Annotated in this window: 20 protein-coding genes; 12 read left to right on the forward strand and 8 right to left on the reverse strand. The window is 47.9% G+C overall.

All coding sequences use genetic code 11. From position 1 onward, the window contains the following. Positions 1–135: 135 nt before the first annotated feature. Together ASG81_RS04295 and hisC are read left to right on the forward strand one after the other, a co-directional pair. Complete coding sequence (locus ASG81_RS04295) at positions 136–2,697, forward strand: beta-mannosidase (protein WP_056629562.1); 2,562 nt, start codon at positions 136–138, stop codon at positions 2,695–2,697. 209 nt (positions 2,698–2,906) lie between these two features. Then, the gene (gene hisC / locus ASG81_RS04300) at positions 2,907–4,019 is read left to right on the forward strand and encodes a histidinol-phosphate transaminase (RefSeq protein WP_056629564.1); all 1,113 of its coding nucleotides are present in this window, start codon (positions 2,907–2,909) and stop codon (positions 4,017–4,019) included. A 77-nt stretch (positions 4,020–4,096) separates the two neighbouring features. On the opposite strand, the gene ASG81_RS04305 is transcribed toward hisC, so the two are convergent. Further along, entirely contained in the window at positions 4,097–4,822 is a 726-nt protein-coding gene (locus ASG81_RS04305) for a CAP domain-containing protein (protein WP_056629567.1), read from the reverse strand. A gap of 293 nt (positions 4,823–5,115) precedes the next feature. Here ASG81_RS04305 and ASG81_RS04310 point away from each other — a divergent pair, with 293 nt between their 5' ends. Further along, positions 5,116–5,316, forward strand: a complete 201-nt coding sequence (locus ASG81_RS04310; protein WP_056629570.1) for a cold-shock protein — start codon at positions 5,116–5,118, stop codon at positions 5,314–5,316. A 131-nt stretch (positions 5,317–5,447) separates the two neighbouring features. On the opposite strand, the gene fabV is transcribed toward ASG81_RS04310, so the two are convergent. Both fabV and ASG81_RS04320 read right to left on the reverse strand, forming a co-directional pair. Continuing rightward, on the reverse strand, positions 5,448–6,638 hold the full coding sequence (gene fabV / locus ASG81_RS04315) for an enoyl-ACP reductase FabV (protein ID WP_056629573.1): 1,191 nt from the start codon (positions 6,636–6,638) through the stop codon (positions 5,448–5,450). A 185-nt stretch (positions 6,639–6,823) separates the two neighbouring features. Beyond that, entirely contained in the window at positions 6,824–7,036 is a 213-nt protein-coding gene (locus ASG81_RS04320; protein ID WP_056629576.1) for an alpha/beta-type small acid-soluble spore protein, read from the reverse strand. A 131-nt stretch (positions 7,037–7,167) separates the two neighbouring features. Here ASG81_RS04320 and ASG81_RS04325 point away from each other — a divergent pair, with 131 nt between their 5' ends. Next, a complete protein-coding gene (locus ASG81_RS04325) occupies positions 7,168–7,821 on the forward strand; it encodes an ATP-dependent DNA ligase (RefSeq protein ID WP_056629579.1) in 654 nt (217 codons plus the stop codon). Between the two features lie 296 nt (positions 7,822–8,117). Then, positions 8,118–8,999, forward strand: coding sequence for a helix-turn-helix domain-containing protein (locus ASG81_RS04330; RefSeq protein ID WP_056629581.1), 882 nt, complete (start codon positions 8,118–8,120; stop codon positions 8,997–8,999). A 110-nt stretch (positions 9,000–9,109) separates the two neighbouring features. On the opposite strand, the gene ASG81_RS04335 is transcribed toward ASG81_RS04330, so the two are convergent. Together ASG81_RS04335 and ASG81_RS04340 are read right to left on the reverse strand one after the other, a co-directional pair. Continuing rightward, a complete protein-coding gene (locus ASG81_RS04335; protein ID WP_056629583.1) occupies positions 9,110–9,589 on the reverse strand; it encodes a C40 family peptidase in 480 nt (159 codons plus the stop codon). 166 nt (positions 9,590–9,755) lie between these two features. Next, positions 9,756–10,736 (reverse strand): aldo/keto reductase, encoded by a 981-nt coding sequence (locus tag ASG81_RS04340; protein ID WP_056629584.1) that lies wholly within the window; start codon positions 10,734–10,736, stop codon positions 9,756–9,758. Positions 10,737–10,997: 261 nt separating this feature from the next. On the opposite strand from ASG81_RS04340, the gene ASG81_RS04345 reads away from it, so the two are divergent. From ASG81_RS04345 to ASG81_RS04355, 3 genes are all read left to right on the forward strand, one after another. Continuing rightward, positions 10,998–11,780 carry an alpha/beta hydrolase gene (locus ASG81_RS04345; protein WP_056629586.1) on the forward strand — a complete coding sequence of 261 codons (783 nt, stop codon included), beginning with the start codon at positions 10,998–11,000 and terminating at the stop codon, positions 11,778–11,780. A gap of 276 nt (positions 11,781–12,056) precedes the next feature. After that, positions 12,057–13,547, forward strand: coding sequence for an alpha-N-arabinofuranosidase (locus tag ASG81_RS04350; protein WP_056629588.1), 1,491 nt, complete (start codon positions 12,057–12,059; stop codon positions 13,545–13,547). Continuing rightward, positions 13,537–13,833: a DUF6171 family protein gene (locus ASG81_RS04355; RefSeq protein WP_235548726.1), complete on the forward strand. Its 297-nt coding sequence runs from the start codon at positions 13,537–13,539 to the stop codon at positions 13,831–13,833. Before ASG81_RS04350 ends, ASG81_RS04355 begins: the two co-directional genes overlap by 11 nt. A 70-nt stretch (positions 13,834–13,903) precedes the next feature. Here the strand turns inward: ASG81_RS04355 and ASG81_RS04360 are convergent, their stop codons facing one another. Then, positions 13,904–15,202 (reverse strand): alpha-glucosidase/alpha-galactosidase, encoded by a 1,299-nt coding sequence (locus ASG81_RS04360; protein ID WP_056629591.1) that lies wholly within the window; start codon positions 15,200–15,202, stop codon positions 13,904–13,906. A gap of 148 nt (positions 15,203–15,350) precedes the next feature. On the opposite strand from ASG81_RS04360, the gene ASG81_RS04365 reads away from it, so the two are divergent. After that, positions 15,351–16,205, forward strand: coding sequence for an AraC family transcriptional regulator (locus ASG81_RS04365; RefSeq protein ID WP_056629593.1), 855 nt, complete (start codon positions 15,351–15,353; stop codon positions 16,203–16,205). Between the two features lie 180 nt (positions 16,206–16,385). Here the strand turns inward: ASG81_RS04365 and ASG81_RS04370 are convergent, their stop codons facing one another. After that, positions 16,386–17,015, reverse strand: a complete 630-nt coding sequence (locus tag ASG81_RS04370; protein WP_081417128.1) for a spore coat protein — start codon at positions 17,013–17,015, stop codon at positions 16,386–16,388. A 259-nt stretch (positions 17,016–17,274) separates the two neighbouring features. Here ASG81_RS04370 and ASG81_RS04375 point away from each other — a divergent pair, with 259 nt between their 5' ends. Both ASG81_RS04375 and ASG81_RS04380 read left to right on the forward strand, forming a co-directional pair. Continuing rightward, entirely contained in the window at positions 17,275–17,550 is a 276-nt protein-coding gene (locus tag ASG81_RS04375; RefSeq protein WP_056629595.1) for a hypothetical protein, read from the forward strand. Further along, positions 17,537–18,961 carry an FMN-binding glutamate synthase family protein gene (locus ASG81_RS04380; RefSeq protein WP_081417129.1) on the forward strand — a complete coding sequence of 475 codons (1,425 nt, stop codon included), beginning with the start codon at positions 17,537–17,539 and terminating at the stop codon, positions 18,959–18,961. Before ASG81_RS04375 ends, ASG81_RS04380 begins: the two co-directional genes overlap by 14 nt. A gap of 214 nt (positions 18,962–19,175) precedes the next feature. On the opposite strand, the gene ASG81_RS04385 is transcribed toward ASG81_RS04380, so the two are convergent. Beyond that, complete coding sequence (locus ASG81_RS04385; protein ID WP_056629598.1) at positions 19,176–20,195, reverse strand: LacI family DNA-binding transcriptional regulator; 1,020 nt, start codon at positions 20,193–20,195, stop codon at positions 19,176–19,178. 127 nt (positions 20,196–20,322) lie between these two features. Here ASG81_RS04385 and ASG81_RS04390 point away from each other — a divergent pair, with 127 nt between their 5' ends. Continuing rightward, entirely contained in the window at positions 20,323–22,113 is a 1,791-nt protein-coding gene (locus ASG81_RS04390; protein ID WP_056629599.1) for an L-fucose isomerase, read from the forward strand. Positions 22,114–22,120 lie beyond the last annotated feature (7 nt).

Genomic DNA, 22,120 nt, shown 5'->3' on the forward strand with positions numbered 1-22,120 from the left:
GAGATTTTAAATAAAATTTACAATCATCCGGATGTTACTACGCTGGACGAGCTGCCAGACTTATTTGGCATGAAAAAAGAGACAAATATAGAAAATTGACAAGTGATAGAAAGACTTATCCTTTAGGAGGACATGATGAGAGAAACACAACAAGTGCTGAACAATTGGAAATTTAAAGCTTGTCAGGAGAAAGAATGGAAGGAGGCGGCCGTACCGGGTTGCGTACATACGGACCTGCTGCGGAATGGAATCATAGAAGATCCGTTCTATGCGACCAACGAGCATGATTTGCAATGGATCGACAAAATCGATTGGGAATACGAGACGCGTTTTGACATCGAAGAGCATCTGTTTCACGCCTCTTCGCTGGAGCTTGTTTTTGACGGCTTGGACACCTACGCTGACGTTTATGTTAATGGCATGCATGTATTGTCTGCTGATAATATGTTTAGAACATGGAAGGCAAATGTAAAGTCAATCGTGACGGAGAAGGATAATGTTTTGCTCATTCGATTCCGTTCCCCAGTCCATGAGGATTTGCCGAAAATCGAGAAGCTTGGCTATAATCTGCCAGCTGCGAATGATCAATCTGAGCTTGGCGGATTAGGCGTTCAGAAGATTAGTGTATTTGCCAGAAAAGCGCCCTATCATTACGGCTGGGATTGGGGACCGCGGTTCGTTACGAGCGGTATATGGCGCGAAGCGAGGCTCGAGGGCTGGTCTGACAGCAAAATTATCGACGTACATGTGCAGCAGGATCAGGTGTCTGCTTCTGTTGCCAGCTTAACGGTCAGCGTTGAAATAGAGTCGGAGCAAGCGTGGAACGGCTTGGTGAGGCTGAGTACAGAAGGCCATGCATGGGTACAAGCTGCCGGGTTAAAGCCGGGGAACAATGTCATTCACATGCCGGTTGTCATTGATCAGCCTAGGCTTTGGTGGAGCAGAGGACTAGGCGACGCCCATTTATACACCTTTACGGCGGAGCTGATTAAAGATGAAGAGCTGATTGGGGCCAAATCCGTCCGCACCGGCTTGCGTTCTGTCCGATTAGTGCGCGACAAGGATGCGGCGGGGGCGACCTTTTATTTTGAGCTGAACGGTGTGCCTGTGTTTGCCAAAGGCGCTAACCATATCCCGAATGACAGCTTCATTACCGCTGTGACGGATGAGCGCTACAGACATGAAATCGTTACAGCGGTCGAATCAAACATGAATATGCTGCGGGTTTGGGGCGGCGGCATATACGAGCAGCCGATTTTTTATGAGCTATGCGATGAGTACGGCATAATGGTATGGCAGGACTTCATGTTTGCATGCAGCATGTATCCGGGCGATCAAGCGTTCCTGGACAATGTCCGCCAGGAAGCGGAAGAGAATGTGAAGCGGATCCGTCATCATCCTTCGATTGTGCTGTGGTGCGGCAATAACGAGATTGATTCAGCCTGGGCACAGTATGACGAGGAGGGCGGCTGGGGTTGGAAGAAGGAATATACGCAGGAGCAGCGTGCAGTCATCTGGGCTGACTACGAGGCTGTGTTCCATCACATTCTTCCTGATGCGGTTTCGGCTTATGCGCCCGGAACGGAATATTGGCCTTCATCGCCGCTTATTTCACTGACGGGAGACATTAATCAGCATGCGCATCCGCTCTCCACAGAAGGAGATGTTCATTATTGGGGTGTTTGGCATGCGGTTGAGCCGTTCGAGAACTACAACTTAAAAATCGGGCGGTTCATGAGCGAATACGGCTTCCAATCGTTTCCCGATTACGATACAGTCATGACCTTCGCGACGGAGCAGGACTTGTCGCTTGATTCAAAGGTCATGCGGGCACATCAGAAGAATGGCGACGGCAACCGTCTAATTAAGGAGTACATGGATATTTACATGAGCGAGCCGAAGGACTTCCGGGCTTTTCTCTATATGAGTCAAGTGCTTCAGGCCGAGGCGATGAAGATGGCCATCGAAGCTCACCGACGCCGTATGCCTTATTGCATGGGGACGCTCTATTGGCAAATGAATGATTGCTGGCCAGTCGCATCATGGGCCGGCATGGATTATTACGGCAAGTGGAAGGCAATGCAATATTATGCAAAAAGAAGCTTTGCCGACACACTGCTATCATTTGAGAAGACGGATAAAGGTATGGTTAATGTACATGTCGTAACGGATCTGCTTGCACCGTTTACCGGTGATCTTCGCTTAACGTTATATGGTTTTTCTGGCGCGCAGCTTAAGCAGCTGTCTACGAAAGTTGCGGTGGCGGGCAATAGCGCAGCTGTCGTCAGTTCGGTAAATGAGCAGGAGTGGCTGGCTGGTTTAGAGGCAGGCAGCGTTCTCTTGTTTGCTGAGCTGGAACAGGAAGGTCAGCTGGTAGACAGCAAAGCCTTTTATTTCGTAAAGGCGAAGGAGCTAAAGCTTTCCGCTGCCAATATTCGCATTAAAGAGGTTGAGGGCAGCGGCGGCACGGCGTTCACGCTGGAGTCGGATGTCCTTGCGAAGCAAGTATGGCTTACCGCCGAGCGCGAAGGCATGTTCGCCGACAACTTCTTTGATCTCATCCCGGGAGTCACTAAAACCGTGGAATTCCGCCTGCGCGAAAGCGGCGAAGCGATGAGCAAGCCTGCAGCCGCTGGTAAGGTTCAAGCCCGCTCGATGATCGATTTTTTGGCTGACAGCAGGGTAGAGCAGGTCTAATTAGGATAAAGCTGACTTGGAAATCGAATTTTATGATACGGAAATGAGGAGGCGCCTTGCTGTAGGCTCCTCCTTTTTTTTGCTTGTTTCATAGGCTCGCCGCAAATATCGTTTATAAATAATCTCTCGCATTAACTCTTTACTGCATAAAAGAGTTAATGTATTATCGTATTAAAGGTTTTCATTATGATTTTAAGGGTGATTCCACTATGAAAGAGAAAATCGAGGTTCAAGCACGCAAGGCGTTAGAGCTGATGAAGCCCTACTCCCCAGGAAAGCCGATATGGGAAGTACAAAGTGAACTGGGCTTGCAGCGTGTTATCAAGCTGGCATCAAATGAGAATCCGCTCGGACCGTCCCCGAAAGCGGTAGAGGCTATTCAAGCCGCATTGCTGGATCTCCACCGGTATCCGGACGCTCAGACAGCAGGCTTGAAGCAAACGATTGCGAGCCATTATAACCTTGAATCAGAGCAAGTGATTGTCACCAATGGCGGGGATGAGCTCATTACGCTCGTTTCAGAAGCCTTTTTGGATGCGGGTAATGAAATTATCGTTCCGGGGCCCACCTTTAGCGAATATGAATTCGGAGCTCAGCTGATGGGAGCCAAAGCGATAGCGGTACCTCTCAAAGCAGAGTTTCAATATGATCCGGAGGCCATCCTTGCAGCCGTGACGCAGTATACAAAAATCATATATTTATGTTCTCCAAACAATCCGACTGGTACTTTTTTATCGAAAACAGATCTGCAGTACATATTCGATTCCCTTTCTAAACAGGTGATGGTTATACTCGATGCCGCTTATAGCCATTTCGCCTCAGCCGATCAATATTCAGACGGGATGGAATTTGTGCGGTCAGGCTATCCGCTGCTGGTGTTAAAAACCTTTTCGAAAATATATGGGCTTGCCGGCATTCGAGTCGGCTTCGGGGCTGCTCCGCAGGAAATAATACAAAGCATGCTGCAGGTCAAAGAGCCCTTTAACGTAAACGCATTAGCTCAGACAGCTGCAATTGCGGCTATCGGGGATAAAGAGCATGTTTCACGGTCGCAAGAGCTTGTTATGCAGGAGCGTGAGCGCTTGTATGTGTCATTTCGAAAGCTGGGAATCCGTTACACGGAAAGCATGAGCAACTTTGTGCTTGTGGAGCTGGGGCCGGAATCAGATTTCATTTATGAGCAATTAATGGCTAGAGGAATTATCGTTCGTCATGGAAAAACATGGGGATTGCCATTGCATTTGCGGATAACGATAGGGACAGCGGAAGAGAATGATAATCTCCTAACAGCTTTAAGCGGTATTATGCCGGCAGTGAAATAAGCAGCAGAATAAGCAGCCTTCCCGGGCGGACCCGTTCCGGCTGCTTGTTTGAGTATTGAAACCGGTACACTACAGCGTTAGCCGGTAAACTCTTGTACCCATGCGCCTTTGAAATAACCAATGCCGATATGAGTAAAGCTGCTGCTCAAAATATTCGCTTTGTGACCCTCGCTATTCATCCAGTCGTTCATGACCTGCTCAGGAGTAGGCTGGCCTTTAGCGATATTCTCGCCAGCGGCATTATAGGTGATTTGAAACTTTTTCATCATATCGAAGGGTGAGCCGTAGGTCGGAGACGTATGATCAAAGTAGTTGTTGTTAATCAAATCCTGTGCTTTAACCAAGGCCATATTGGATAAATTGCTGTCCATACTGAGGGGGCTTAAGCCTGCTTTTGCCCGCTCGGAATTGACAATTTGTAAGACCTGCTGATCAAATTGGAGAGAAGTTGACGGCTGCTCAGTTGGATTTTGTGTAGTTGGATTTTGTGTAGTTGGGTTTTGAGTAACAGGGTATTGTGCAGTTGGATTCTTTACCTTGGGATAATGTGTCCTTGGAGTTCTTACATGTGCTTGGTCGCCGTCGTCGAACAACCAGTTTGGATCGCTAAACCGAGATCCCTTCATCGAAATCGATGACTTTCCTAATGAAGGAGTAGCAATTGAAGAGGCTTGCGTTACGTTTGGAGCAGCGGTAATCGTTGGCGTTTTACTCCGCGTATGGATTTGCTTGTTTGTCAGGTTAGGATTAGCGGAACAACCTGTAACTAATAATAAGGCTGCTACTACGATATACTTTTTCATTGCATGGACACCTCAATCGTTTGATATGGTGCTTAACAGCCTTTATAATTTCCCGGGGAGGAAGCGGTTATCCCGTTTTCTCACTGGCTTAATCAGAAATATTCAACAATTTTTATCAAGAGGACTTGCTTAATGTAAAAGCCTATGGTATATTATTTCTACAAACAACAAATTTAAACCTTGAAGTCACATATCGAAAAGGTTGTCATTTGTATGATGATATCTTTTTCAATGTGTGATTTTTAGTTTTTCTGGAAAAAACATGTTAAAAAAATTATTGGAGGTAATCAATTATGGAACAAGGTACAGTAAAATGGTTTAACGCAGAGAAAGGTTTTGGCTTTATCGAAGTGGAAGGCGGCAATGACGTATTCGTTCATTTCTCCGCAATTCAAGGCGACGGCTTCAAAACACTTGACGAAGGTCAACGCGTTGAGTTCAACGTAACTCAAGGCAACCGTGGACCACAAGCAGAAAACGTTGTAAAACTGTAGTATTTACACAAAGAGCCCTTAACCTTTATGGTTAAGGGCTTTTTTTAACTATTCCAAACAAAAGTTTCATCGATGGCAAAAAGGCCAATTTGATCGCGTTAACGATCGAATTGGCCTTTTTTGTGAAAATATTATCGAAGATTAGGGATGTTTACATCCGGGTTGATATCTGCTTCATAGTCAATTCCGTCGGTTTCAAAGCCGAACAGCTGGAAAAATTCACGGCGGTAGCCTTCAAGATCCGATAGTTCATACACATTTTCTGTAGACAGCTTAGCCCAGACGTCAGCAACCTCGGCTTGAATTTCCGGTCTCATCTCCCAATCATCGACACGGATAAGGCTTTTCTCATCTACGAGTGTTTCGCCTTTGCTGTACAGACGCTCAGAGAACAGGCGATACATTTGCTCGATGCAGCCCTCATGAATGCCTTTTTCCTTCATTACTTTATATAGTGCAGAAATGTAAAGCGGTACGACAGGAATAGCTGAGCTCGACTGCGTCACCAGTGCTTTATTGACCGATACGAATGCCCGTCCGCCATTTGCGCTTAGCTGCCCGTTAAGACGGCGAGCCGTAGCTTCAAGATCGTTTTTCGCAGCGCCGATCGTTCCTTCACGATATACTGCATGCGTAATTTCTGGTCCGATATAAGAATAAGCAACGGTAGTTGCGCCTTCAGCCAGCAAGCCAGCCTGTTCAAGCTCGTTAATCCACATTTGCCAGTCTTCGCCTCCCATGACGGCAATCGTTTGGCGCAGCTCGTCCTCTGTTGCCGGCTCGATCGTCGCTTGCGTCACTTCACCGCTGTGGAAATTAACGGTTTTGTTCGTATAAGTGCCGCCAAGCGGTTTAATAACGGAAGCAAAGGTTTCACCTGTCTTCGGGTGCGTGCGACGAGGAGAAGCGACGCTATATACAACAAGATCAATTTGTCCAAGCTCGGTGCGAATGAGATCAATTGTTTTTGCTTTTATTTCGTCAGAGAACGCATCTCCAACGATGCTGTAGGATTTACGGCCGGCGGAAGCAGCCGCCTCTTCGAAAGCCGCGGAATTGTACCAGCCAGCTGATGCGGTACGTGCGCCCTCAGCGGCTTTATCAAAGTAAACGCCGATCGTGTTAGCGCCTGCTGCAAAAGAGGAAACGATACGGGAAGCAAGACCGTAGCCTGTCGAGGCACCAATGACCAATACGTTGCGGGGTCCTTCGATAGCCGGCTGTGCAGTTACATAATCGATTTGGCGCTGCACCTGCTGGGCGCAGCCCTCCGGATGAGCAGTCGTACAAATGAAACCCCGTGTTTTCGGTTGAATAATCATATTAGAATATTCCTTTCTTTAATGGAATTTGTTCGATAATGGTTATGTAGCGGGACAACTCTATCCCATTTTACCGACTTTTGCTGCAGAAGGGAAGTTCCCTGTCCATGTAAAAACATTTATTTACGCAACAAATAAGCGCCGAGACAGCAATTTTGCTTTCTCGGCGCTTATTTATGTAAAAATTAACGGCGGCCTACGAGCTGCTGTTCAGCTAATTGAACGAGCCGGCGTGTAATGAAGCCGCCTATGGAGCCCATATCGCGTGTAGTCATATTTCCGTAGTATCCGTCTTGCGGAAGTTGAATGCCAAGCTCTTGAGCAACTTCGAATTTTAACTGTTCTAGCGCTGCGCGCGCCCCAGGTACGAGAATTTGATTTGAATTTCGGTTTGCCATCTTTTCTCAGCCTCCTTTTGACCCTATTATGTGAAACCGCGCGTGAGATTATTCGCTAATTGCACCTAAATTTACCGCCGATTTTTAGAATGAGTCCGTGCTAAAATGGTTACACGGGAGGAGGCGTCGTTATGTTTATAAAACCTATGCTCATGACGGAGCGCGAGAAGCCTTTTGATGATGAAGATTATATCTTCGAACCGATCATTGATGGACACCGGCTGCAGCTTTCCTTTATATCGAACAGAGCGAGATTGTATACGAGACACTATAATGATGTTACGCGGCAATATCCCGAGTTACATAATGTTCCGTTAAGTGTGCCTGCTGATGTTGTATTGGACGGAGAGGTAGCTTATGTAAATCCGTATACGGGAGCCGTTGAATATGGAACACTGCAGGAACGTTACAGGTTAAAAAAGGAGTCGCGAATCCGCGATGCCAAGAAGATACAACCAGTGAAATTTTTTGTATTCGATATTCTTTATTTTAATGGAAAAGATCTGAGGCAAACTCCGCTGCTGGAGCGAAAGAAGCTGCTGTACTCGATTTTGGAGGATAACGCATATTATAAGAAGATGTTATTCGTGGAGAGAGAAGGTATAGCATTATTCGATCTCGTCAAACGGTCCGATCTTGAGGGTGTGGCTTGCAAACGGAAGGATAGCGTTTACGCCGAGGGGCGAAGGGACAGCTGGCTAAAGGTTAGAAATGGGGAATATGGCGCTTTGTCTATGACGGCCAAGCGTGAAGAAGCCGGCATATCAGAATTGAAGAATTGTTAATGGAATTATTAATGAATATACTTGTAATGAAGTCAAGTCAAGGAAAAACGAAAGGATGCTGACGGCAGATGCCGGCTGCATCCTTTTTGATTTGTTAGGCTGTTCCTAAATCGGAGTATAAGCTGGATAATACATGAACCGGATATTTATGTTTTGATGAGACTGTATAATGAAGCCGAGCATGTCTTTTTTCGCTTACCAAAAACAATAAAGATTCGATTATAGCTTTTCAATTGGCTCAAAAATTGCAATACTATATGATAAAATATTGTGATTTTGTCATAGCGGGAGGTACTATGAATTTTCTGTTCGATCCTGTCAAATTTGATGGCGATACGTTTATTTGGTCGCATGGCGTAAAAACGGATACGGCTTATCCCGGCTTTTATCACTGGCATCAATGCATGGAGCTGCTGTACGTGCATGAGGGAGAAGGCAGCATCATCGTAAACCAGCATACGTATGAAATGCGGCGCGGCATGCTGTTTTTGTTTCAGCCCTTTCAGCTGCATAAGGTATTCGCGAATGTGAGTCCGGAGAAGCCTTATAGGCGCTCGATAGCTTTCTTTGAGCCCTCCGTCTTTACGGATAGCTTGCTGTCGTTTCCTCTCCGGCACAGCTTGTTTATGAAGGTATGGCAGGGTCGCTCGACCAGGCCTGCATTTGATTTATCGCAGGAAAGCGGCCGCTTAGAATCCTGTTTCGCTAATTACGACGACATAAGCAAGCAGGGCAGGGGACAGGAGCAGGAAGAGGTCGCGATACTTCTGCTGGAACTTATGGGCTGTATTCATAAAGCTGGAGGCGGGAATCGGGATACCGCAGTGATGGATCCGAGCGGGAGGGCGCTGCGCTATTCGGAGCAAATTATGCAATGGATTGAAGCGCATTATGCGGAGGAGGTTAGCCTTGACCAATTAGCCGAGCTGATGCATTTATCCAAATTTTACGTATCTCGCGTGTTTCATGAGGAGACAGGCAGCAATATTACCGACTATTTGACCGCCCGGAGAATCAAACAAGCCAGCAGGCTGCTGCAATCCACTTCACTATCGATCGAGCTGGTCGGCATTCAAGTCGGTTACCCGAATGTTTCATATTTCATCCATATGTTTAAAAAGGTAGTAGGAGCAACACCGCTTAAGTATCGGCAGAGGCATGTGGGAAGCTTGAAGTAAGGGCAGCCATCCGGTTAAGGCCTCCCTGATCGCTTCGGCAACATATAAGAAAGAGCTGCAATCGCCTACTGCGATCACAGCTCCTTCCTCAAGCTTTGTAGTTGTTGTTTTTATAATACGCGTCTTGCCGTCACGTAGTTCTTGCTCCAGTAGCTGGAATTTAGATCAGAAACGTTAACGCCTTTGCTCGAGCTTTGAATGATTTTGTTATTGCCTGCGTATATGGCTACATGACTAATTGACTTGCCGTTCGTTTTGAAGAAAACAAGATCGCCCATGCTCAAAGAACCTTTTGGGACCTTCTCGCCAACCGTTGCTTGTGCAGCGGAAGTTCGCGGAAGGGAAACGTCAAGTCCTCTGTACAAAAACTGTGTGAACGACGAGCAGTCAAAAGCGTATGTAATGCCAGCTGGCGCACCGAATTTATATGGAGTGCCGAGGTATTCTTTGCCTACAGAAATAAGGCCAATCGTTTGAGGTGTTGCTGCATGCGTTTTCTGCGCAAAAGATCCAAAAGTGATTGCCGACATGACGATCGCGCTGCAAATGCCTGCTTTTGCAATCGATTTCATTAGTTTTGATTTTCTCATGCTGTCAGGATGTCCCTCCGCGTTTCGTATTATGTGTTTTACTATAACACATCTACAAAACGGCGATTTTTGCTCATGAGAGCGAAAAGTTAGCAATAACAAGGATTATGAGCAATTATGAGAAATAAATGAAAAAATATTAATAATAAATGATTAATATTGCGACTTAAGGCATATTTACGCCTCTAGCGCTTACGAGAAGCGTGTACCATTGATCTCTAGTCATGATTTCCGCCTGTTTTACAGCATCTTTACAGGCAATAATGCGCTTTGGATTAACTGTGCCGATGACAGGCTGAATGCGGGCGGGATGCTTCATCAGCCAAGCAAGCACAATCGCTTCAGGCGTCGTTTCATTCTCCTCGGCGATTTGCTTCACGAGAGCGGCTGTTTTCATTTCCGCTTCGGTCGCGTTCTCCGATGCTCTTCCTGAAAATCTTCCTTGAGCCAGCGGTCCCCATGCTTGAATTTGAATATTTTCCATTTGCATAAATTCCATGAGTCCTTCAGGAAAGTTATCTTTTAAGCCGGCCTTTTGGTTTACATGAATGCCTTGATCAATCCAGTCATGACGCAGCAGGCTCATCTCCAGCTGGTTTACGACGATTGGATCAGGCAATGCGCTTTGCAAGAAGCGAATTTGGCCCGGGCTCATATTCGATACGCCAAAGTTGCGAACCTTGCCCGACAGCTTCAGCTTCGTGAAGGCTTCAGCGATTTCGTCCGGCTCCATCAATGAATCCGGGCGGTGCAGCAGCAGCACGTCCAGATATTCTGTGCCAAGCCGCTCTAATATGCCGTCCACTGAAGGCAAAATATGCTCTTTCGAGAAATTGAACCGCCCTGGTAAAATGCCGTCGGAGAGCTGAATGCCCACTTTGGATTGAATGACGATCTGTTCGCGAAGCTTAGGCTGCTGCTTAAGAACTTGTCCAAACACAGATTCAGCCTTGCCTCTCGTATATATGTCCGCATGGTCGTACATTGTAATTCCGATGGACAGAGCAGCTTCTACGGCTTCTTCCGCCTGACGGATGTGGCTGGATGTAACAGGGTCTGCAAGGTCCCAGCTCCCGCCGAATCCCATGCAGCCCAGCGCTAAACGGCTGTCCGATATTCCACGACGCTCTAATGGCATCCATTTCATTTTCTATCAACCTCCGCAAAATTTGTATACAACCTTTAACCGGTTTCTATTATACCTCGCTATTTCGAAACATATAAGGACTGAAAAAAAGTTCACTAAGTAAACTTAAGACGCGGATGGCGTATGTAAAAGGCGCTGCATGGCAGCATGGATTGCAAGCGCTTCATTTTGATGCTACATTACTTAAGAATCATGTTGATCTTAATAGCATGCTAGCAGTAACAGGTACGGTTTCAATATCTATCTAAGGAGGAATAACGATTGGCTCTTATCACCTGTAACTTTTTTTCGGATACGCTGGGTTTAAGCACCTCTATGACCGTTATATTGCCTCAGCAGACTTCCTCGCAAATCGGGATGAACAACCGAAGCAGCCAGAAGCTGCACAAGACGTTATATTTATTGCACGGCTTCTCCGATGACGATACGATCTGGTCAAGAAGAACGTCCATCGAACGATATGTGGCAGAGCTTGGACTCGCCGTTGTGATGCCGAATGTGCATCAGAGCTTTTATACGGATATGGAGTATGGTAATAAGTACTGGACCTTTCTAACGGAGGAGCTTCCGGCAATCGCCCGATCCTTCTTCCCTTTATCTGACGCGAGAGAGGATAATTATGTTGCAGGCTTGTCGATGGGCGGCTATGGGGCGTTCAAATGGGCGCTGAGGCATCCTGATCGCTTTGCCGCTGCGGGCAGCTTGTCCGGTGCACTTGATATGGCAAATCATATTAAAGATCCGGCAATGCCTCATATGAAGCCGTATTTCCGTCTTATATACGGAGAGAAAGAAATGAAAGGGACCAATGAGGATCTGCTTCATCTTGTCGCCGGACAAGCTCAGTCTGATTTAGCGAAGCCATCGCTTTACCAGTGCTGCGGGACAGAGGATTTTCTATACCATGACAATATTGCCTTCCGCGATGCCTGCAAGGAAGCGGATTATCCGCTAACTTACGTTGAAGGGCCGGGCAGTCATGAATGGGGCTACTGGGACACGCATATTCAGCATTTTTTGCAGTGGCTGCCGCTGGGAAAATAGCAAAACGCCGTTAAGCAGCGCCGCCGGGAGCTGAAATAGAAATCACACGTGATTATTTATAATCGCGTGTGATTTTTTGTTTTTTAGGGTTTCGGCCGGATTCGTCTTACTCCAAATATTTATATAAAATTATTCGTATTAAGGGTTGCAAAATGTATCCGCTCCCATTATGATTTGAATAGAATTAATATATATATTAGTGAATAAATAAATATATTAATTCAATGAATGTATAAAGTCATCCAATTCTAATCTATTAAAGTGAGGGCGAATCATATGGCAAACCGGGTAACCATTAACGCCGATTTGGCGGCAGGCACGATTAACCGTAACATTTATGGACATTTCTCCGAGCATTTGGGACGTTGTATTTATGAGGGCATTTGGGTGGGCGAGGATTCCCCTATTCCGAATACGAACGGTATCCGCAACGATGTTGTAGCTGCGCTTAAGCAGCTGAAAATTCCGGTTCTGCGCTGGCCGGGAGGCTGCTTTGCCGACGAGTATCACTGGAAGGACGGCATCGGGCCGCGCGAATCGCGTAAGCGGATGATCAATACGCACTGGGGCGGCGTCGTTGAAAACAACCATTTTGGCACGCATGAGTTTTTGATGCTTTGCGAGATGCTGGAGTGCGAGCCGTACATTTCGGGCAACGTGGGCAGCGGCACGGTTCAGGAAATGTCCGAATGGGTGGAGTACATGACGTTTGACGGCGTTTCGCCGATGGCGGAATTGCGTCAAGAGAACGGCCGGGAAAAACCTTGGAACGTTAAATATTTTGGCGTCGGCAACGAGAACTGGGGCTGCGGCGGTAATATGCGTCCCGAGTATTACGCGGATCTGTATAGAAGATACCAAACTTACGTGCGCAACTACGGCGAAAACAAAATCCACAAAATCGCTTGCGGACCGAACGTCGACGATTATCGCTGGATGGATGTCGTGATGCGCGAAGCTCACGGGATGATGGATTCGATTTCTCTGCACTATTATACAATTCCGGGTGACTGGACGAGAAAAGGCGCGGCGACTAGCTTCTCCGAGGATGAATGGTACATCACGATGAAGAAAGCGCTCTGGATGGACGAGCTCATCGAGCGCCATTCCACGATTATGGACCGTTATGACCCGAGCAAGCGCATCGGTCTTATCGTAGACGAGTGGGGCACATGGTTCGATGTGGAGCCGGGCACCAATCCGGGCTTCCTCTACCAGCAGAACACGATTCGTGATGCGCTCGTTGCTGGCGTGACGCTTAACATTTTCCACGATCATTGCGATCGGGTGCAAATGGCGAATATCGCGCAGGTCATTAACGTGCTGCAATCGGTTATTTTAACCGAGGGCGAGAAAATGGTGCTAACGCCAACTTATCATGTATTTGATATGTACAAGGTGCATCAGGACGCAGAGATGCTTAAGACGACGATCGACAGCCAGGATTACGCGCATAATGATCAGAAAATCCCGCAAGTATCCGTATCTGCGTCCAAGGATGCGGAAGGCCGTATTCATGTAAGCTTGTGCAATCTGGACAACCAGTCCGGAGCGGATGTTGAAATCGATCTTCGCGGCTTAGCCGGGGCGGGTTTGAAAGTTTCGGGAACGGAGCTTACCGCTTCAATCAAAGATGCCCACAACACTTTCGAGCAGCCTGAAGCCGTAGTGCCAAGCGTTTATCAAGCATTTACAGTCGAGGGTACGAAAATCAATGCGAAGCTCTCGGCAATGTCCGTAACCGTTCTTGAGCTGATTGCGGAATAAGGCAGCTCTTATGATGAGCAGCAAAAATCAGTGCAAGGGCTGCCGGGACGAATATCGCGTGACCGACGAGCAGATCGACCGCATATTGGCGGCGCCGATGTTCCAAACTGACATTAGCGTGCCTGATGACGTGTACGAGCAGCGCTTGCGGCAATGCAGCAGCTGCCCGAAGTTTCAGTACGGCACGACATGCGCCGTATGCGGCTGCTTCGTGCGCATTGCCGCCAAATACAAAGATCGCGCATGTCCAATGCCGGGCGATAGTCGCTGGGCGAAGTATGCTTAAAAACAAGTGAAATCGTTCAAAAGGCCGCTCTCCGTTATTACGGGGAGCGGCCTTATTACGCTTGTAACGCTTATTTATAGCTCGGAAGCCAGCTGCCGTGCGCTTCAATCAGCTCATCGCATAGCGATACGATGTCATCCATAGACAGCTCGGCGGATGTATGCGGGTCGAGCAGGGCTGCATGGTAAATATGATCGCGCTTGCCGGTAATGGCAGCCTCGATTGTCAGCAGCTGCGTGTTGATGTTTGTGCGGTTTAACGCAGCCAGTTGTGGCGGCAGGTCGCCGACATAGGTTGGCGTAACGCCGTTCGCATCGACTAGGCACGGCACCTCTACGCAAGCTTCCTTCGGCAGGTTTGTAATCAAGCCGGTGTTCATGACGTTGCCGCCGATTTTGAACGGGTTGTTCGTTTCGATAGCTTCTAGAATATAAGAAGCGTATTCATGGCTGCGGCAGTGCTCAAGGCTGCGGTCATTGACGAGCGAATCGCGCATGGATTTCCAGCCTTCAATTTGGTTTACGCAGCGGCGGGGATATTCATCGAGCGGAATGTTAAAGCGGTCGACAAGCTCCGGATAGCTGCGCTTAATGAAGTATGGATGGTATTCGGCGTTATGCTCGGACGATTCCGTAATGTAATAGCCGAACTTAAGCATAAGCTCGTAACGAACCATATCATGATGCTTTTCGAGCTGCTTCTCGGCGGCACGGCGCTTGATTTCCGGATATAAGTCAACGCCGTCCTTGCTCGCTTCGAGCAGCCAGGCCATATGGTTAATGCCTGCGATTTTGTATTTGACGCCGGTCGGGTCAAGATTCAAATGCTCGAACAGATGCGGAACGCAAACCTGCACGCTGTGACAGAGACCGACGGTGTTGACGCCGCCGTAAGTGTTCATGACATTGGTCAGAACAGCCATCGGATTCGTATAGTTCAGGAACAAGGCGTCCGGACAAACCTCTTTAATGTCGCGTGCGAAATCCAGCATAACCGGTATTGTGCGCAGGTTTCGGAAAATGCCGCCGATACCGACGGTATCGGCTATCGTTTGGCGTAAGCCGTATTTTTTCGGAATTTCAAAATCGGTGATCGTACAAGGATCGTAGCCACCGACTTGAATGGCGTTTACGATGTATTTAGCTCCGCGAAGCGCTTCTTTACGGTCGGAATAAGCTTTAATCTGGCAGGTGCTTTCGCTCGTCTGCTTAAGATTGAGCAGCATTTGCTCGGAATCGCGGAGACGCTCCGCATCAATATCGAATAAAGCAATTTCAAAGCCTTGAAGCGCTGGCGTCTGCATGACATCGCCGAGAATGTTTTTGGCAAATACGGTGCTTCCAGCTCCGATAAATGTAATTTTGGACATTATGTGATGGCCTCCTAAAGGATGATTGCTGACTCCTTTAGTATAAGGAGGACGGCTGAAAATGAATATGGAAGGAACGAAGCATTATATGGAGAAATGTTGCATCATTTAGTATGATAGTTAGAGCTGGTAATCTGGAGGTGTAACGTTGGAAAAGCATCATAGTTATTCGCTCAGTATTAATGCAGCTCCGTTAAAGGGAGAAATGTCGGTATTATTTAGCGGGAAGGGACGACCTGTTGCCGGTCATTTTATTGGGCCAGCTGTTCATGACTACTACTTAATTCATATTGTGCTTGATGGGGAGGGGATGTTTGAAACACTAGGAAACGCTCATTCGTGCAAAGCTGGCGATGCGTTTGTCATTTTCCCCGACATCTTGGTGAAATACGAGGCAAGCATGAGCAATCCTTGGGAATATATGTGGGTCGGCTTCTCGGGCGAGATCGTAGAGTCGTCGCTTGCCTCCATCGGCATTTCGCCGGATCGGGCAGTCATTCGGGATAGCTCGCTTCCTGCGATGAAGCGGATGTTCAGAAATTTGCGGAAAAGCATGGAGAAAACGAATGTTCCAGCGCTCGGAAACATGGAGGCGTCGGGCTGGCTTAGGCTGATTTTGCATGAGCTCGGACAGGTGCATCTAACGGTCAACTCCGAGGTGAGCATACCGGAGTCCCGTTCCTACCGTCAAATCGATCAAGCTATCCGGCTGCTTTCCTTACAGTATGGGCAGCAGCTGTCTATTGAAGGAATCGCTCATACGCTCGGCTATCACAGGGCTCATTTAACAAGGCTGTTCAAGGAGGCAACGGGCTTGCCGCCCATGCAGTACTTGTATAAGGTGCGAATGAAGAAGGCCGAGGAGCTGCTGGAGGGAGAGCTTACCATCGCTCAGATTGCTGCTTCAGTTGGCTACAATGATCCGCTTTTTTTCACCAAGCAATTTCACAAATGGAGCGGACAATCTCCTACGGAGTTTCGGAGAAAATTGTTTAATGAATAGCTTTCTCAAGGCGGTTACTACAGTCGCGATATAGGAACACTGTTTCTCAATACGACTTTCGGCCAGTTACAGTCATGACCTTACCGGATTAAGGAGTATCTTGGGATCCTGCAGGCGTATTTGTGTATGGAATGAACGAGCCTGCATCAGCAGGCCCATACCTATTCATTATTATTGCTGCTACTGCATTCCATTCGGAGCTGCTTGATTCATTGCCGGGTTCATTGCTTGGTTCATTTGTTGGTTCATTTGTTGATTCATTTGTTGATTCATAGCCGGCCGGTAGCTTTGAAGCATCGTATTAGTTGTTTCTTCTTTCATCGTTGGCACCTGGTAGTAACCCATGTGATTCATGAATTGCCAAACTTCATACGCTTGTTCGGAGCAGTTGACGGATCCCTGCTGCATCATCCGGCGAATCTGGGGATTAGCGCATTCCAGCGCGGCCAACATTTTTTTGGATGCAGAGGCTTTGTGACAGGAGAGCATGCTGCTCGCAACATCCCAATCATCCAATTTATTCATGGAAACGTTCGGGCTTTGTGCAGCTGGATTGTCCAGACCATAAACCGGAGCTCCGAAGTTTTCACCGCGGTACGGCGCTGGTTGGCCATAACCTTGCTGATTCAGGGTTTGGATCATTTGATTGTACTCATTCGTCATGAACTGAAGCTGGCGGTCCAGCATTTGCTGAAGCCGTTGATCTTTCGCAAAGGAAAGGTAAAGCTGAAAATGATTGATACCATTAATGGAAGAAGTAAGAATTTCATGCACTTCCATTGTTTCATGCGCGCCTAAGTGTGCAGCCATTGCAGTAACCTCCTCAATTTTCCTTAAATGGAATAAATTAACCTGGAATAGTATAACCGCAATTTTTTTTCGTATTCAGAGGAACATTAGCAAAGTATTACGAACATATTGACCCGGAAAAAGACATTTTTTTTCTACAGAAATACCTATATTTTTTAGTGGTCATCTGCAGTTATCTCCTTTACGAATTATTTAATCTGTATGTAAATCCGAATAAAGGGTTACTTTAACAGAATGAGAATGAAAGGAGATAACCCTGATGATAGAATTTAATGACGTAAAACATGTTCTAAACTATCTGCAATCAGAAATTACCCGGATCGAAACGGTATCCGGTACATTATCAAGTGTTGAACGTGAGCATTATCAAAAATTAACGAATTTCGATCATAAGGAACTGGTCGACATTGCAATCGAGGAGCAAAGTGCTTCGAGGCAGTTGGATACTATAAAACAAATGTGTCTGTCGATGTCCAAACAAATCGATGGAATGGTTCGCCATTTGGACCGGGGAGCCGGTAATGAAATTCATTGAGAATATTATCCGTTCCGTCATGAATGAAGCGGTAGACAAAGCCTTGTCACGCATGATAAAGGATCAATATACCGAAAACCTGGCTGCGACAATTCCCGTTGGACGTAAGGTAGGTATTCCAAACTTTATAGAAACTCTCATGCGTTCTTCCAGTGGTACGGCGATTTCTCGGCCTCTGGGAAGCTACATTCATTTTTCTCCTTGGGAAAAAGTGTTGTTTAATCCCGTGCATTTGTTTAGAATGCCAACGCCAGAGCAGATCGGAATTCAAACTTCCGTGACGATTGGTCCGCTCGCACAAAAACCGCTTACCCTTTCGATTCCGATCATGATCGCAGCCATGTCGTTTGGCGGAGCCCTAAGTAAAAATGCCAAGATTGCTCTAGCCAAAGCTTCGACTTTCGTTGGAACGGCCACGAATTCAGGGGAAGCAGGATTGATGCGGGAAGAGCGGGACGCGGCACATCTTTTTATTGGTCAATATAATCGGGGCGGATGGATGAACACGCCCGACAAATATAAGCAGCTGGATGCGATTGAAATTCAGCTCGGTCAAGGAGCGCAAGGTTCGACTTCTCAGCGAACGACAGTAAAAAACATTGGCGAAGACTTTCGGGAAGTGTTTGGTTTACAGGAAGGGGAGCCTGCTGTCATTCACTCCAGACTTCAAGGCGTCAATACCCAGGAAGATTTCATTCAACTCGTAAAGCGTCTCAAACATGAAACGGGCGTTCCGGTCGGGCTTAAAATCGCAGCTACGCATCACTTGGAAAAAGAACTGCAAATCGCCTTGGAGGCCGGAGTTGATTTCATCACGCTTGACGGTGCGGAAGGGGGGACACACGGTGGAGCTCCAACATTGCAGGATGATTTAGGACTGCCAACTATGTTTGCCATATCACGCGCTTCACATTTCTTAGCCCGTAAAGGGGCAACCGGCAAAGTCAGCATTATTGCTGCGGGAGGGTTAGTCACCCCCGGATGCATGTTGAAAGCAATGGCGATGGGTGCAGATGCCGTCTACATCGGAACGGCTGCGATGCTAGCCTTGATCGGTGAACAGATTGTGAAATCGGCGCCGTTCGAAGCAGCTACAAGCTTGGTTGTATATACCGGCAAAATGACCTCGGAGCTGGATGTGGATACAGCATCCAAGAATTTGGTTCGATATTTAAATTCCTGCGTGACAGAAATGGAAATGGTTGCACAGTCACTTGGACGAACATCGTTATCCGATATCTCAAAAAGTGATCTGTGCACGACAGACTCTGAAATTGCGAGGGCGACAGGCATCCAATGGGGTTTCATAGCGCCGGAAATGCAGCATGAAGCACAGGCAGAAATTCCTTTCTTCGTACCGCCTTTTGACTATATCAGTGATATAGAACAACAGAATAATAAGGAAATTTGATCCGGAAGTCACACAATTCAAAACAGCCATGATTTGACTCTCAAAGCATGGCTGTTTAAGTATATTTTATGGCTGGATGCGGATGACTTGCTGCAGGAAAACGATCTGGGAAAGTTCAAAGCGCACAAGCAGACTTTAGATCTGAATCTTGATACCGTTTGGTACCTTGAGGATAGCCTTTAGGCACTTTTTTGCGAGCAAGAAGCAAGATCGTTTAAAGCGGAGTGATCTTCTTCACCGACCTGCGGATCATTAAGTCAGCGGGTAAAACGATTTTTTTCCACGGCAGCGCTGTTTCGCGTTCCTGAATGCGCTCAATGAGCATCTTCATGCCCATGTAGCCGAACTGATAAGCCTGCTGAGCAGCAACAGTAAGGAACGGCTCGATTTCCGAGTAAGGACCCAAATCATCAAAACAAACGATAGACATATCATCGGGCACGCTTATTCCTCGTCCGCGAAGCAGCCTCATGACTTCAACCGCAAGCACGTTATTACCCGCAACAATAGCGGTAGGTGGGGGATCCATTTGATCGATCCAATGCTCCATTTCCGTTAAATCGTTCAATGGGCCGAAGCTCGTTTCGTATACATAACGATCATTAAATGCTATATCATTCAGCTTTAGCCCGTCTTGATAGCCCTGCAGCCTTAAACGAGCGCTGGAGATTGACGGGGAGCCGTTCACTATCGCAATGCGGCGATGACCTTGAGACACCAGATGCTCGACGAGCATCCGGGCGCCTTCCTTGCTGTCGCCGAGCACGATGTCGCATTCGATGCCGGGCACTTCACGGTCAAGCAGCACGAATGGCACGTTATGCTTGCGCAGCGATTCCATATGCGGCAATGACGGATCGCCGGCCGGAGCGACCAGAACGCCGTCAACGCGCGCCGTTAATATCGTCGTCACATAATCCGACTCTTTTTCAAGGCTTTCATCGCTGTTGCCGAACAGCAGGCGGTAGCCGGATTTTTTGGCGGCATCCTCCGCACCGCGCGCGAGCGTCGTATAGAAGGGATTCATAATATCGGTTATCAACAGAAACAGCAGCTTGGTCTGTTGGAGTACGAGACTGCGCGCCGTTTGGTTCGGCACATAGTTCAGCTCCTCCATGACGCGCTTTACCTTTGCTCTTGTTTTCTCGCTTATTTTGCCAGTGTTATTGATAACTCTGGAGACGGTCATAGCGGATACGCTTGCCTTGGCCGCTACATCATATATCGTTACCATATCCTTGTCCCCTTATCGCTAAATCATTGTTTCTATCATACAGAAAAGTAGGCATTGACAGCAAGCCTTATTATTGTTATTTTGAGGTTATCGGTAACATTAATATAACTTTATGGAGGTTTTATTCATGACGGACACTAGCTTGCGTTTCCAATCCGGATTTCCTAAGATCGGCATTCGTCCAACCATTGACGGCAGACGGAAAGGGGTTCGCGAATCGTTAGAGGAGCAGACGATGAACATGGCAATCGCAACGGCTCAGCTTTTATCGGAGCATTTGCGATATCCGAACGGCGAGCCGGTCGAATACGTTATTGCGGACAGCTGCATTGGCGGAGTGGCTGAAGCGGCTGCGTGCGCTGATAAATTTGCCAAATCCGGAGTGGGGGTATCGATAACGGTAACGCCATGCTGGTGCTACGGGACCGAGACAATGGATATGGAGCCTTCGATTCCGAAGGCTGTTTGGGGCTTTAACGGAACAGAGCGCCCTGGCGCTGTATATTTGGCTGCCGTCTTGTCCGGCTATGCGCAAAAAGGTCTTCCGGCGTTTGGGATCTACGGCGAGCATGTTCAGGATGCAGGCGATACCTCCATTCCGTTCGACGTCAAAGACAAGCTGCTCGGGTTTGCCAAAGCAGCGCTTGCAGTCGCATACATGCGCGGAAAATCCTACTTGTCGATGGGCTCCGTATCGATGGGTATCGCGGGATCGATCGTGAACGATGCATTCTTCCAAGAATATCTAGGAATGCGCACTGAATACATCGATATGACCGAATTCGTCCGTCGTATGGACGAGAAAATATATGATACAGCGGAATTCGAGAAAGCGCTCTCTTGGGTGAAAGAAAACTGTAAGGAAGGGCCGGACAACAATCCTGCCGGCATCCAAACGTCAAGAGAGCGGAAGGACAGCGATTGGGAAACGGTTATCCAAATGACGCAAATTGCGCGCGATTTAATGGTCGGCAATCCGCAGCTCGCCGAGCTCGGCTTCGGCGAGGAGGCATTTGGACATAATGCGATCACAGCTGGCTTCCAGGGCCAGCGGCAGTGGACGGACCATTTTCCAAACGGCGATTTCATGGAAGCGATTCTGAACTCCTCCTTCGATTGGAACGGCATTAGAGCGCCTTATATCGTGGCGACGGAAAATGACAGCCTGAACGGCGCGGTTATGCTGTTCGGTTACCTACTCACGAATACGGCGCAAATTTTTGCCGATGTCCGTACGTACTGGAGCCCGGAATCGGTAGAGCGCGTAACGGGTCATAAGCTGACCGGAGCCGCGGAGAACGGCTTGCTTCACCTTATCAACTCCGGACCTGCAACGCTTGACGGCACCGGTGAGCAAATGAAGGATGGCCAGCCAGCGATGAAGCCTTTCTGGGAAATTTCCGAGCAGGAAGCGCAGCAATGCCTGGATGCGACCTCATGGCGTCCGGCCTCCGTTGAATATTTCCGCGGCGGCGGCTACTCATCCGATTACTTAACGCGCGGCGGCATGCCGATGACAATGTCGCGTATCAACCTGGTTAAAGGAATCGGACCCGTACTCCAAATCGCGGAGGGCTATTCGGTTGATCTGCCGGAGGATGTGCATGATACGCTCGATAAGCGTACGGATTCGACGTGGCCGACGACTTGGTTCGCTCCAACGTTAACCGGCGAGGGTGCTTTCCACTCGGTCTATGAAGTGATGGACAATTGGGGCGCGAATCACGGCTCGATCAGCTATGGACACATTGGCGGCGATTTAATTACGCTCGCTTCGATGCTGCGGATTCCGGTCAATATGCACAACGTTCCAGAGGAGCGCGTATTCCGCCCGCGGGCATGGGGACTGTTCGGCACAGCTAATTCGGAGAGCGCCGATTACCGTGCTTGTCAAAATTTCGGGCCGATCTATAAATAAATGGGAG

The sequence above is a fragment of the Paenibacillus sp. Soil522 genome, from assembly GCF_001428245.1.
In the GTDB taxonomy this organism is placed as follows: Bacteria; Bacillota; Bacilli; order Paenibacillales; family Paenibacillaceae; genus Pristimantibacillus.